Origin of the sequence: Amycolatopsis taiwanensis DSM 45107 (assembly GCF_000519205.1) — a bacterium.
Classification (GTDB): Bacteria; Actinomycetota; Actinomycetes; order Mycobacteriales; family Pseudonocardiaceae; genus Amycolatopsis_E; species Amycolatopsis_E taiwanensis.
The window spans coordinates 252,432-265,064 of the sequence record NZ_JAFB01000014.1 but is presented as its reverse complement, the minus strand read 5'-3'; the positions used below and the strand labels follow the sequence as shown (position 1 = coordinate 265,064).

Sequence of the window (12,633 nt, the reverse complement as noted above, 5' to 3'; positions counted from 1 at the left end):
CAGAACCCCTTGCCCAGCTCTGGTTTCGATGTCATTTTGATCATAACGACGCGTCTTCGATGGTTCACTTGTATTCGCCTTCCCGACCCCCACCTGACACCGTCTCGCAGTGCCTTTTCCCTGTCGCTCACCACCACGACTCATTCACCGCAGCAACACAGGGCGGTTTGAGATCTCCGCCTGCACAGCGATCCCGAAGGGCCCACCTTCATCACAAACACAGCACCGCTCCAGTTCAGATCTCGCCTTCTACACCGAAACCCTCCCCTTTCACGTTCATGGCACACGCAAGGCATCATCCCGGCGTGGCTGGCCAACGAGATCGCCAACGGCACCAACACCACCCTCCGCCGCATCATCACCGACCCNGACGACGGGCAGATCATCTCCGTCGGCCGCCGCTCCTACCGGCCACCCGCCGCACTGGCGCGCCTGGCCTACGCCCGAGATCGCGAATGCCGCTCCCCGGTGTGTCACCGCCCCGCCCAGGTTTGCGAGCTCGACCACGTCCAAGCGTGGGACGCCGATGACGGCGAGACCTCCTACGACAACCTGGCCTCATTCTGCGCGAAGGACCATCACATCAAGGACCTGCCCGGNTGGTCGTACACAATGGACAAGGACACCGGCGAGATCACCATCACCACCCCCACCCAAGACCAGTACACCAGCAAACCAGAACCACTCCACGAACCCCGCAACAACCCACTACCCGACCACCCGCCCTTTTAGGTTAAGAGCATGGGACTTCCCAGACTTCGATTAGCACTGGGCTGACGGGTTTCAGGCCGCTGGTACGGCCTCGACTGGACTGGGGTGAGCTTGCCCAGGCTTCGTTGTCGGCGTTTGTGGTGATATTTCGTCTCGATCCGGGAGCCAGCCTGAGTTCCTCGCGAGTGCGCCGGCGCCGCGTGTCCGCGCTGAACGAGTTGATTGCCCTGCGCCAGATAGGCCGCCGCTTTGCGCAGCACCTCGTTCTGGCGACCTGCTTCAACGGGGCCTCGACACGACGGGCCGCGGCCAGATCGTCACAGCGACATCCAGCAAGGTCCAAACAAGACGCGCTCTTAACGCTTTTGTTGCAGCCTGTGCACGTAGCGCAGCGAAGATAGGTTGACGCTGAGGGGGTAGGGGTCGTGCTCGTCCAGGATCAGCCTGCGGAGGAATTCGACCATGCCGCAGCCGAAGAGTGTGAAGTCCTCGTCAGTGTGTCGGCCCCAGACCAGGACCGGCCACTGGTCGGGGTCGGGATCAGCGGTCAGCCAGCACAGGATGTCAGGGCCCGACGTGACGCCCCAGGCGAGGATGTGTTGCGGGTCGATGTCGAGGCCTTCCTGACCTCCCAGCATCTCCCAGGTGCTACGGGCGTTCTCGGTCTCGTCCTCGAAGGTCTCATCGCTCAGGGGGTGGACGCGCTCCTTGGGCAGCGGCATGAGGATACCGAGCCCCCCGAATCCGTCGGCGCTGACGAACTCGCCAGCGCCATAGATGGACATGAAGGCCATGTAGTCACGTGGGAACCGCGTGCCCCATCGCGCCTCTGCTGCCGGCCAATCGATTTCCTCGTCCGCACCGAGGTCCGAAGGCAGGATCTTGGTCAGCGCTGCGATACCCGTCGGGTCTTCCACGGCAATCCCTTCGACATGTGGCCGCGAGTCTACGAGGCCGCACCGACAAACGCCGCAACAGACGTAGCGTGCAGACTCGCTTTGCCCGGCCTGTGCCGTACTCAGTCCTTGGCCGTGGTCACATGTTCAGCAATGCCGGTTCCAGCAGCGTGACCAGGCGGGCAGCCACTGTTGAGCTGTCCTCACCACTGGTGTCGACGACAACGCTGGAGTTGGTGAGCCGCGGTCGAAGCGTGTGCGCCTCGTCAGCGGCGCGAGCGGCGATCTGGCTCTGTTGCCACGATGGCAGGGCGATCAGCGAGTCGCCCGCCAGCCGGGGGCCCTCTCCCCGAGCGCGACGCGCGACGCGCTCCGCAAGATCGGCAGGCGAGGCATCGAGATGCACGGTGGTGACCTTCTCCCCGGCGAGTGCCTGCTCGTAGGCGTCGGGAGCACCGCGCGCGACGACGATCAGGGCTCGGGCACCAGCATCACGGTAGCCCTGCCAGACCCGGGCCAGATTCTCGGCCTTGAGCCGCGCGCTTGGTTCTGGCGCGAAGAACCCGAGTTGATCGACGTCGACGTAGGCAGCGGCCACGCCGCGTTCCCACAACGTGCTCAAGACTTTCCAGCCGGCCGTGGACTTGCCCACAGCAGTAGGGCCGACCACAAGCAATACCGGTGCCCCGCTACCGGACTTCCCGTCGATGGGTCGCTCGTGGCACAAGGGCATGTCCGACGGCCTGCCGATGTGGTCGGCCAGCGCGTCGGCGACCTCGTCCGGCGACATCGCGGCAGTGTCCAGCGCAATGCCCACATTGTTGCGATCGAGCACCTCGGCCACCGACATCAGTTCATCCAGGCGCTCGTCCGAGGACCCGCGCCCCAGATAACGACGGCGCAGCTCGTCGCGGTCGCAGCGCAGGCGAACCAGGGTGAAGTCCAGTTGCTCAATGTGCCGCACGTACGGGTCGATGCCGCGATGTGGATCGGCAATCCCGGACACGATCAACTGCTGCGCGCCGTGCCGCGCGAACGTGGCCAGTACCTCGACCAGGATGGTCGCTTTCACCCGATGAAGCTCCGGATCGGTGGGCGGGGCCGGAGCGAACAGGCCCAGTTGGTCGATGTCCACATGGGCCGCTTGCTGCCCCGCCGAGCGCATCCGCAGGTACAGGGCCCAGGCGGCCGTCGATTTGCCCACCCCGGGTGCCCCGGACACCCACAGCACCGGTACCGCCCGCACTCTTCGCTTCCTCCCCAGTCACCCGGCCGAACACCGCGATGATCGACGACCAGAGCACGGCACCGCAAACGATTTCGCGGTGACGGATCCACCTCAGTTCCGGCGCGACACAGACCGCGGGGTGAATACGTCTTCGGTGGTCAGTGGGGCACGGTAGCCACTCGCTATCTCGTCGTCGAGAGAACGTGGCGGAGCCTCGGGTCGACGTCCGACACGCCAGCGCAGGCGACGGCCACGGGGAATGCACAGTCCCGCGACCACGGCGAAAACCGCGGCGAGCACGCCGATCGCCGCAAGCAGAAACGCTCGTGTCCGCGCGGACTCGTGCTGTTCGGCCAGTTGCCGGGCCGCAGGGTCCAGAGTGGGCTCGGTGAGCGGCTCGGCCGCGGCCGGCGGCTGGCCGGCGAGTGTTTCGTTCACCGCGCGGTAGGGATCGACGATGCCGGCACCGTAGGCCGGGCCCCGCCCGCCGCCAGGCGCCGGGCTGGCCGTGGCCAGCAGCCGGCGGGTGACCTCCTCGGCGGAGAGCGTCGGGTAAGCGGAGCGGATCAGCGCGAGGGTCGCGCTGACGTAGGCGGCCGCGTAGGTAGTGCCCGAGTAGGCCGCATACCCGCCGAAAAGGGTCGCTCCCGTCACGGTGTCACCGGGCGCCACGATGTCCACATAGGACCCGATCTGGGAGTTGGCGATCCGGTTGCCGTTCTGATCGACCGCCCCGACCCCGATCACACCGTCGCACCCCGCCGGGAACGACACGGGATCGGGCGGGGTGTTGGCGTGGTTGTCCCCGGCCGGTGCCACGATCACAGCCCCGTGGTCACGCGCGTACGCCGCCGCCGCCGACAGTTCCGGCTCTCCGGTGTACAGCGCGGTCGAGACGTCGATGACACCGGCGCCGTGGTCGACCGCCCACCGGATGCCCGCGGCGAGACGGGCGGGGTCGAGCGATTCGCGCTGTAACTGGTTGTCGACGACCTCGCGGTCGGCGACGCGCACCGGGAGGATCGTCGCACCGGGGGCGAAGCCACGAAGCCCGATGCCGTCGACCTGCCGTGCGACGATGATGCTGGCGATCGCCGTTCCCTGGTTCACACACGAGAAGTTTCCCCCGGGCTTGTTGCCCACGAAGTCGAATCCCGCCTGCACCGCACCGGCGAGCTGCGGGTGGGTCGCGTCGACGCCCCCACCGACGATGGCGACCGTCACGCCACCACCCGTGGCGAAGGGCGCGACCCGCTCGGGCGCGAGCATCCGTTGCGGCCAGGGTGTTTCGCGCAGCAGGCCGCCACCCTGCTCGGGGCTCTGACACGCCGCGGCGGCCGAAGCCGCGGGCGGTGCCAGCAGGATCGCGTTGGCGGCCACCGCGATCGCCACGGCCAGTCTCACGCCCACCCGGGCGGCCATCAGGCCGGTACCCCACGTACCGCGACGGGGCTGAGGCGTTCACGGACCTGTTCGGCATCGGGATGGCCGAGGTCGTCCAAAAGCGACAGTGCACCCCGCCAGCTTTCCCTGGCCGCCGGCCGGTCCCCGGTCGCCTGTTGCGCGTCGCCGAGCCTCATCAGCGTCGCCGCCTCGCAGTACCGGGCGCCGAGCTGCCGGAACAACCCGGCGGCACGGCGGAAGCAGCGGGCCGCCTCCGGATACTGGCCCGCGTCGTGGTGGACCGCGCCGAGCCTGGCCCACGCCTCGGCCTCGCCCGGCTTGTCGCCGAGCTCGGCCAGCCGGCGCACGGCCCACTCGCAGTCCTGCCGGGCCTGACGGTCGCCCAACCGCGACCGGTACCAGCCGAGAGCGCTACGCGCCTGGGCCTTGCCGATTTCGTGTCCCGCCGAGGAGAACAGCTCCAGCGCCTGTTCCGCGTGTGCCACCGCCTTCCGGTCACGACCCGCTCGCTCGTGCACCTCGGCGAAGGTGTGATGGCCGAGTGCCTGGCCGACGACGTCGCCGAGTTGCCGGAACTGTTCGAGAGACGCGCCGAAGTGGTCGCCGGCTTTCTCGTGGTCGCCACGCCGGGCGTACAGGCGGCCGAGCATGTGGTGGGCGTGCGCCTGGCCGGCCAGGTCACCGGACCGCTGGGCGGTGTCCAGGGCCGTTCGCTGGACGACCGCCAGGTCGTGCCAGTGTCCCCGCCGTTCGAAGAATGTCACCAGCGTCCAGGCGACCTGCCAGGTGTGAACGTCGAACCCGGTCCGCGCGGCCATCGTGACCACGCCCAGCAGCACCTTGTGTTCGGCTTCGAACCAGGCCCAGGCCTGCCGGGTGTCGGTGAAGGGCTCGGGCACGACGTCCGGCCGCGGCGGCGAAGGCGGAACCAGGCAGTCGATGGACGGTCGCAGCATCGACTGCGCCTCGCGGGCGGTACACAGGTAGAAGTCGAAGATCCGGCGTAGCGCGCCATGCCAGTCGATTGGGTTGTCGCGGGCACGTGCCTGCTCGGTCGCGTAGGCGCGCAACAGGTCGTGGAACGCGTAGCGACCCGGGGCCTCCTCGGTCAGCAACTGAGCCTGTACAAGATGCTCCAGGTGACCGTCCACCGTCGCGGGGTCGGTATCGGTGAGCGCCGCGGCCGCGGGGAGCGTGATGTCGGGGCCGGGATGCAGGCCGAGGAACCGGAAGGTGCGCTGCGCGCCGGCCGGCAGGGTCGCGTACGACCACGAGAAAACGGTGCGGATGTCGGTGGCGGGGTCGCCGGTGGCGAACGTGTTGAGCCCGGCTTCCCGCAACTGACGCGCGATGGCCGCCAAGGGTTTCTGCGGATTGCAGGCCGAATACGCCGCCGCGATGGTGAGCGCGAGCGGCAGCCGGGCACAGGCCTCGACCAGGGCCGCCGCCGCGTCCGGATCGCGTTCCACCGGCTCCGCGCCGAGCTGCCCGGCCAGGAGTTCCCTTGCCTCGCCTGGACTGAGCAGGTCGAGGGGCAGCCGGTGCGCCCCCTCGGTGGCGATGAGGCCGGTCAGCCGGCGGCGGCTGGTGACCAGGACCAGGCAACCAGGGCTCGCGGGCAGCAGGGAACGTACTTGGTCGGCGTCGCGGGCGTTGTCCAGCACGACGAGCATGCGTTTGCCAGCGAGCAAGCTCCGATAGAGACCGGCCTGCGCCTCGAGCGTGCCGGGTATCCGCGCGGGCGGGAAGTCGAGCGCGGCGAAGAACGTGCGGAGCGCATCGGACGGGCGCAGCGGCTGCCCCGTCGGATCGAAACCACGCAGGTTGACATACAGCTGACCGTCGGGAAACCGCGACGCGGCCTGATGCGCCCAGTGCAGGGCGAATGCGGTCTTGCCGACACCAGCGCTGCCGTCGATGGCCGCGACGGTCACCGTACCCGGGCGGCCGGCGACCCGCCGGTCCAGCAGGGCGTCGAGAGCCTTCAGTTCACGGGCGCGGCCGACGAAGTGCCTCGGACCGGCGGGCAACTGGGCGGGGACGAGCGGCGCGGCGACCGGGGCGCCGGACGGCTCCTCAGCGGGCTCACGGCCCGGATCCAGCCGCTCTGACTGGAGGATCTGACGGTGCAACACCTGCACCTCGGGCGCCGGGTCCGTGCCCAGCTCATCGGCGAGGGTCCGGCGCAAGCGCTGGTACACGGCCAGCGCGTCGGACACCCGGCCCGCGCGGTACAGGGCGAGCATCAACTGGCCGTAGAACCGTTCCCACAGGCGGTGCTCGGCGATCAGCCGCGTCAGTTCTCCGATCAGCTCCTCGTGCCGTCCCAACCGGAGGTCGGCCTCGATGCGGGCGGTCAGCACCTGCAGCCGTTGCTCGCTCAACGCGTCTCCGTAGCGCTGATGCAAGGTCCGCGCGGTGATGTCGGCGAGCGCGTCGCCGCGCCACAACGCCAGGGCCTGCCGAAGCAGGTCCGCGGCCGTGATCCAGTCGCCGTCCGCCGCCGCGGTCCGGCCGCGGTCGGCGAGCGCCTCGAACCGGAACACGTCGAAATCGCCGGCGCCCACCTCGATCGTGTATCCCGGTGGGATGGTGCGGATGAGTCCGGCGTTGCCGAAGCCCAGCGTGGCGCGCAATCGCTGCACGGCCGTGTGCAGGGCAGCTCGATAGCGAGTGGGCGGACGGCCGTCCCAGACGAGTTCCGCGAGCACTTCCACGGAGACCACTCCGGGCGCGTTGAGCAGGAGCGCGGCCAGCAACACCCGCTGCTGTTTCGCCGACACCGAAATCGGGGTAGACCCCGCCTCGACACTGAGCGGTCCCAACAGTCCGAACTCCACCCGAAACACCCCGCTCACTCATCTTCCGGCTGACGGCGGCAATCACGCCTGCGGCGACACCGAACACGAAATCGAAGCTGTCAGGGAAGTATTCGGCCCGTGCCGGTGGCGCTATCGAGGCGCAGCGTTTGCCACGGCGCGAGCGAGTCTAGCGTTCCTTCGATTCGGATAAATCAATCGTTCTGTCGTTCAACAAACGATCGATACTCGCCCCCGGTATCAACAAACGTCCAGGGAACTACCGCCACGGTTGCACACCGGTAACGCCAGGTTCCCTACTTCCATGACGTGCAGTATCCGCTCAGGCAGGTCCGGATCCATGCGCCATAGCCGGGCGCCAGCCCGACGGTCCGCTGGTACCAAACCTGCCGGCCCACACCGGCCGTGGCCAGGTCGATGAGCTGGGAGCACGAGTTCGGCCGGTTCGAAACACACAACTGGGCGAGCGCCGGTCCCGGCTCGGCCGGGTTGAGCACGTATCCGGATACCGTTGCGCCCTCCGCGGTCCAGCACATCCTGCCAATGGTGTAGACCCGGATCTCCGCGTAGTAATCGCGACATCCGTCGGCACGGGCGGAGGGCACCGAGCCCTTTCCCGGCGCCGCGCCCGTGTCCAGGCCGAGCACGAGCGCCGTGAGGGCGAGTGCCGCCACGACCAGGCGTGCCCGCCGGCGCCACGCGGTCCGGCGGTCGAGGGGCGCCGTCGGCTGCCCTGCGGCCGATTCGGCGGCCACCGCGGCGTCCCACAACCGCTGCACGTCCGCGGGGTCCGCTCCGCACGCGCGAGCTATTTCCGCGACGGCCTGGCGCGACGGGAACAGCTTGCCGTTGATGTATCGCTCCAGCGAAGCCCTGCTGTAGGTGGTTTCGGCTCCCAGTCGCGCGAAGCTCAGTCCCGAGGCGGCCTTCATTCGCCGGAGTTCGCGTACCAGATCCTGCCCGGCAGCCGAGCCGAGCGGGCCGGTCGATGAGTACTCCCGCACCTGCTTCTGCCCGCCCATGACCTACTCCCTTCGTGGCCCAGTGGCGCACCGGGATCATTCCATCGCTGGTCACCTCGTACGAGATCGTCCGACCATGTCTCAGAACGTCTCATGAGACGCGCGAACGGTGCCGGAAACGCCAGAGACCCGCAATAGTGGTCACAAGAGATGTCGACGGCGTTTGCCGCGAGAGAGGAACATGCCTCGTGACAATCAGCATCGTGCTCTGCCTCACCGACACCCTCAGCAGCGCCGGGATCGAAGCGCTGCTGCGCGATCGGGACGGCCTGAAGGTGGTGGACGTCCGGCCCAGCACCCGATCCGCACTGGAGGTGGTCCGATCCCACGGTCCGGACCTTGTCCTCGGCGATCGGGACCTCGCCGAATCCACCGACGTCGCGGAAATCGCACGGCTGTCCAAAATCATCGTGATCAGTGGCGGCGAGGGCCCGGACGAGAGCGCCCGGTGGCTGGCCCGGGGAATCTCCGCGGTCCTGGACGAGCAGACCACACCGGACGTCCTGTTCTCGGCGGTCGAGGTGGTCGTCGGCGGTTCGTACCTGGTGGTCCCTCCGGCGCTGGCGCTGCGGTTGGCCCAGCCCGCCGAGGACGTTCCCACCCGATCGCGGTACCTGGAAAGCGTTCTCACCCAGCGGGAGGCCGAGGTGTTGCGGTTGCTCGCGGACGGCCTGTCCAATATGGACATCGCGAGGAGAATGCTGGTTTCGGACACCACGATCCGCTCACACGTCCATCACATGATGCGGAAACTCGGCGTCAGCAGCCGAACGCAAGCGGTCAGCGTCGCATATCGGACCGGACTGCTGTCTCCCGCCCGGAACCAGGAGGGCTGACGCCGGCGATCTCGTCCAGACCATCGACCAGACGCGTCTGATAGGCCAGGGAAACCGCCTGCACGCGGCTGCGCACCCCGAGTTTCGCGAGGATACGATGGACGTGTGAGCGCACGGTCGCGGGCGTGACGAAGAGCTTCTTCGCAATGCTCGAATTGGACAGCCCGGATGCCATCAGCTGGAGCACCTCCCGTTCACGAGGGGTCAGCAGGGCGATTTCGGGCGAGCTGTCGAAGGCCTGCCATGCCACCTCCGGCCCGATGTCCTGGCCGGCCGCCAGGGGCAGAATGATCGACGAACCCGCGGCGACCGTCCGAACCGCGCCCAGCACCTCCTCCGGCGTGGATCTCTCGGTCATGAAGGCACGCACCCCCAGCGAAAGCGCCTGCCACACCTTGCGCGGTTCGTTGTGGGCTCCGATAACCACCATCTTGGCGAGCTTCGACGCGCTGCGGACCTGAGCCGGCTCCACCTCGCACCGTGCGACAAGCACGACGTCGGGCAGGTGATGTTGCACGGCGTCGGTCAGGGTGGCGGCGCTGTTGAGGGTCTCGACCACGGTGATGTCAGCGTGCTGCATCAGGAGCGCTTCGAGCGCGGCACCGAACAGCACGTCACCACAACAGAGCAAAATGCGGATTTCCGGTGGTGAACCTGAATGTGCTGCCATCACCAGTATATTAGCCGATCACGCAACCCGTTAAGTCCGTTTCGGTATTGACTTTTGCCGATACCCGTGCGGAAACGTGTAGCCGCTCTACAACTTTCGCGGTATGCACACGTTACTCTCGCGGTAATCGTGAGCTGCCGGGAACGACCAGGCGGTTCTCGTAGGCGAACACGACGACCTGCGCCCTGCTGGACAGGCCGAGCTTGGACATGGCCCGGTTGAGGTGCGTCTTCACGGTCGCTTCGCTCGCGACCAGCGCATCCGCGATCTCGCCGTTGGTCATGCCCCGGCCCACCAGGCGGAGCACCTCCACCTCCCGGTTCGTCAGCACGCCGAGATCGCTCGACCACTCCGCGGGCCAGGTATTCGTGTAGGCCTCGATCAACCGGCGCGTCACGCTCGGCGCGAACAGCATGTCCCCCGCCGCCACGAACTCGATGGCGGCCAGGAGCCGGTCCGGCACGGTGTCCTTGAGCAGGAAGCCGGACGCGCCCGCCCGGAGCGCCGCGTAGACGTATTCGTCGAGATCGTAGGTCGTCAGCATCAACACCCGCGGCGGATCCTGTCCGGCGGCGGCGAGAATGCGCTCGGTCGCGACGACGCCGTTCGTCCCGGGCATCTTTATGTCCATCAGGATCACGTCCGGTTCGGTCGATGCGGCCAGGGCGACCGCCTCCTCACCACCGGCTGCCTCGCCGACCACCTCGAACCCGGGCGCGGCCCGGGTCAAGGCGACGAACCCGGCCCGGACCAGCGCGTGGTCGTCCGCGACGAGTACCCGGATCATTGACCCTCCTTCGTCGCGCCGGCCGCGGCCACCGCGGGCACGACGAGGACGACCTCGAAACCACCTTCCGGCCTCGGCCCGGCGGTGAGCCGGCCCCCGTAAAGCCTCGCACGCTCGCGCATACCGGCCAGCCCCTGCCCCGTGTTCGTCCGGTCGTCATGCGATACGGGCGGGCCGTCGTTGACGACCCGGACCCGCAACTCGTCCCGCCGGTAGGTCAACTCGACCGTCGCGCGGGAATCCTGGGCGTACTTGAGAACGTTGGTCAGGGATTCCTGAACCACCCGGTAAACGCAGAGTTCCACGCCGGGCGCCAACGGGCGGGCTTCCCCGTTCACCTCGAGATCCACCGGAACGCCCGCCACGCGCACCCGGTCCAGCAGGTCGCCCATCCGGTCCAGACCTGGCGCGGGATCATAGGCGTCGAGGGCGTCCTCCGGCCGGTCGGGCGGGATCCGCAACACCGCCAGCAGGCGGCGCATTTCTTCCAGCGCTTCCCGGCTGGTGCCGGCGATGGTGTCCACCGCGGCGCTGGCCGTCGCGGGGTCGGATTCGAAAACGTAGCGAGCCACGCCGGCCTGGACGGAGATGACCGACATGTGGTGTGCGACCACATCATGCAGTTCTCGCGCGATACGCAGCCGTTCCTCGGTCACCGCCCGGTGGGCCCGGTGTTCCTGCTCCCGCTTCTGCTGCGTGGTGAGCTGCGCAAGCAGGACATTGGTGGCGATGAGCCGGCGCGAACTGTTACCGAGGAGCCAGACCACGGCCATCAGCACCACGCTCTGGGCCACCGTCAACCACGCCGGCCCCAACTGCGAGATCAATTGCGCGTAGGCGAAGACACCGGCGGTGAACGCCGCGCTCGGCACAGACCACAAAGGCGGACGGTGCATGGCGACGGTGTACATCGCCAGCAAAATCATGACCTGGTTCAGGGCGGCGGGGTAGCCCAAGGTGAAATACACGTTCGCCGCCAGGCACGAAACCACCAGCACGGCGATCGGCGCGCGGCGCCGGACGGCCAGCGGAAGGTTCACCAGGCAGGTCAGCGCGACTCCGAGACCGTCGAGTTGTCGCAAGCCGTCGAAGTGCGGGTCCGACGAGACCGCCCACCCCAACGTGATCGCCGTGGCAACCACCGCCAAAGCGGTGTCCAAGAACAACGGGTTGGCATTTACGTACCAACGCTTCACCAGCCTGCACACACTGGCGCAAGGTAGCACCGACCGAGGGAATACCCACTCGGAGGGGATTAAATCACACATTGAACACGGCACCATTCACCGATGAAGGGCTCGGCGAGGACCCCGGGAATCGGCATGATGAAGCGAATTCGCCGCGGGTCAAGCGCCGGCGGTGGGGCCGCCGTTTCCGGGGTCGACGGCGGCTTCGGCGAGCGCGGACACCAGTTCCGGCACACTGTCGCCGGGCAGGACCAGCTCGATGCTGGTGCCAGGGTTCAGGCACAGCACGTGGTCGTTGCTCGGCCAGTGCACCAGGACGTCCAAAAAAGACACCGCTACGCGGGGTGGGCTCCCGAGAGCGATGGTGTCGAGGACGCGTTCCGAGCTGAACATCGGGACGATGGGTGACTCGTCGTCGCCGAGGACGCGCCAGGGGAAATCATCCCTTTCGATTCGCCGCAGATCGGCGACCGGTTCGGTGACCGGAAGCACGACGTCCGCGTCGATCAGCGCAAGCAGGAACTCGTCGAAGTCCATACGCGACACCGCGTCTCGCAGCCGCTCTTCCAGCTGGTTGGCCGGTTCCAGCTCGGACGCGGCATCGGCGTCACCGCCCAACTCGGCCAGCGTCAGCTGCCGGACCTCCGCGAGCACCTCGTCCACCACGGCGTTCTGCAGTTCCTCGACTCCGACCAGCGACTGCCGGCCCTCGGCCAGGTCGTCCACCTCGCCAAGGCCGAGGAACACGCCGATCGGCAGGCCCGGATTCACCACGAGCTGAGTGTCGGCAGGGCGTGCTTCTCGCAGCGATTCCACCGTGGTCTCCGCATAGGTGTCCACCACACCGCCGAGTATCCCGTCGAGGCCGGCCGTGGAGGTGAACACGATCGCGTGGTTGCCTTCCGGCAGCGGCAGGCTCGGCGGCCACGGCGAACCCGGGTCCGGTGGGGCGGGCATATACAGCGTGGCCGACCGCAGCAGCCGAGCATAGCGCTGACCATCGCTGCTCTCCAACGCCGCCCGCATCCCGGTTTCGATGTCGTTGGCCGGCCGCCACCCGTAGTCCACTCGCC

Annotated in this window: 11 protein-coding genes; 2 read left to right on the top strand and 9 right to left on the bottom strand. The window is 67.9% G+C overall.

Going from position 1 to position 12,633, the window contains the following annotated elements; all coding sequences use genetic code 11:
• Nucleotides 1-468 precede the first annotated feature (468 nt).
• The gene (locus A3CU_RS53465) at nt 469-732 is read left to right on the top strand and encodes an HNH endonuclease (protein WP_052371692.1); all 264 of its coding nucleotides are present in this window, start codon (nt 469-471) and stop codon (nt 730-732) included.
• Nucleotides 733-1,067: 335 nt separating this feature from the next.
• Here A3CU_RS53465 and A3CU_RS44685 read toward each other — a convergent pair whose 3' ends face one another.
• The 5 genes from A3CU_RS44685 to A3CU_RS49770 form a co-directional block, all read right to left on the bottom strand.
• Nucleotides 1,068-1,628 (bottom strand): SMI1/KNR4 family protein, encoded by a 561-nt coding sequence (locus A3CU_RS44685; protein ID WP_063628823.1) that lies wholly within the window; start codon nt 1,626-1,628, stop codon nt 1,068-1,070.
• Between the two features lie 118 nt (nt 1,629-1,746).
• The gene (locus A3CU_RS0113345) at nt 1,747-2,853 is read right to left on the bottom strand and encodes an AAA family ATPase (protein ID WP_043841000.1); all 1,107 of its coding nucleotides are present in this window, start codon (nt 2,851-2,853) and stop codon (nt 1,747-1,749) included.
• 93 nt (nt 2,854-2,946) lie between these two features.
• The gene (locus A3CU_RS44680) at nt 2,947-4,257 is read right to left on the bottom strand and encodes a S8 family serine peptidase (RefSeq protein WP_063628822.1); all 1,311 of its coding nucleotides are present in this window, start codon (nt 4,255-4,257) and stop codon (nt 2,947-2,949) included.
• Nucleotides 4,257-7,079, bottom strand: a complete 2,823-nt coding sequence (locus A3CU_RS0113335; RefSeq protein ID WP_169739627.1) for an AfsR/SARP family transcriptional regulator — start codon at nt 7,077-7,079, stop codon at nt 4,257-4,259. The genes A3CU_RS44680 and A3CU_RS0113335 overlap by 1 nt, the downstream gene beginning before the upstream one ends.
• 275 nt (nt 7,080-7,354) lie before the next feature.
• Nucleotides 7,355-8,080 (bottom strand): helix-turn-helix domain-containing protein, encoded by a 726-nt coding sequence (locus A3CU_RS49770; RefSeq protein WP_052371691.1) that lies wholly within the window; start codon nt 8,078-8,080, stop codon nt 7,355-7,357.
• A 188-nt stretch (nt 8,081-8,268) separates the two neighbouring features.
• Between A3CU_RS49770 and A3CU_RS0113325 the strand changes: the two genes are divergently transcribed.
• On the top strand, nt 8,269-8,916 hold the full coding sequence (locus tag A3CU_RS0113325; RefSeq protein ID WP_027942711.1) for a response regulator transcription factor: 648 nt from the start codon (nt 8,269-8,271) through the stop codon (nt 8,914-8,916).
• Here A3CU_RS0113325 and A3CU_RS49765 read toward each other — a convergent pair.
• The 4 genes from A3CU_RS49765 to A3CU_RS44665 all read right to left on the bottom strand — a co-directional run bounded on the left by A3CU_RS49765 (nt 8,861) and on the right by A3CU_RS44665 (nt 12,628).
• Nucleotides 8,861-9,529 (bottom strand): response regulator transcription factor, encoded by a 669-nt coding sequence (locus tag A3CU_RS49765; RefSeq protein WP_052371690.1) that lies wholly within the window; start codon nt 9,527-9,529, stop codon nt 8,861-8,863. The genes A3CU_RS0113325 and A3CU_RS49765 overlap by 56 nt on opposite strands.
• A 169-nt stretch (nt 9,530-9,698) precedes the next feature.
• Nucleotides 9,699-10,373: a response regulator gene (locus A3CU_RS0113315; protein ID WP_027942710.1), complete on the bottom strand. Its 675-nt coding sequence runs from the start codon at nt 10,371-10,373 to the stop codon at nt 9,699-9,701.
• A complete protein-coding gene (locus A3CU_RS0113310; protein ID WP_156960349.1) occupies nt 10,370-11,641 on the bottom strand; it encodes a sensor histidine kinase in 1,272 nt (423 codons plus the stop codon). The genes A3CU_RS0113315 and A3CU_RS0113310 overlap by 4 nt, the downstream gene beginning before the upstream one ends.
• Nucleotides 11,642-11,719: 78 nt before the next feature.
• Entirely contained in the window at nt 11,720-12,628 is a 909-nt protein-coding gene (locus tag A3CU_RS44665; protein WP_052371689.1) for an SseB family protein, read from the bottom strand.
• Between the last annotated feature and the right edge of the window lie 5 nt (nt 12,629-12,633).

Excerpts from the sequence above, each read along its gene's own strand:
- A3CU_RS44680 (WP_063628822.1), bottom strand. The coding sequence starts at position 4,257 with ATGGCCGCCCGGGTGGGCGTGAGACTGGCCGTGGCGATCGCGGTGGCC.
- A3CU_RS49770 (WP_052371691.1), bottom strand. The coding sequence starts at position 8,080 with ATGGGCGGGCAGAAGCAGGTGCGGGAGTACTCATCGACCGGCCCGCTC.
- A3CU_RS0113315 (WP_027942710.1), bottom strand. The coding sequence starts at position 10,373 with ATGATCCGGGTACTCGTCGCGGACGACCACGCGCTGGTCCGGGCCGGG.
- A3CU_RS0113310 (WP_156960349.1), bottom strand. The coding sequence starts at position 11,641 with ATGTGTGATTTAATCCCCTCCGAGTGGGTATTCCCTCGGTCGGTGCTA.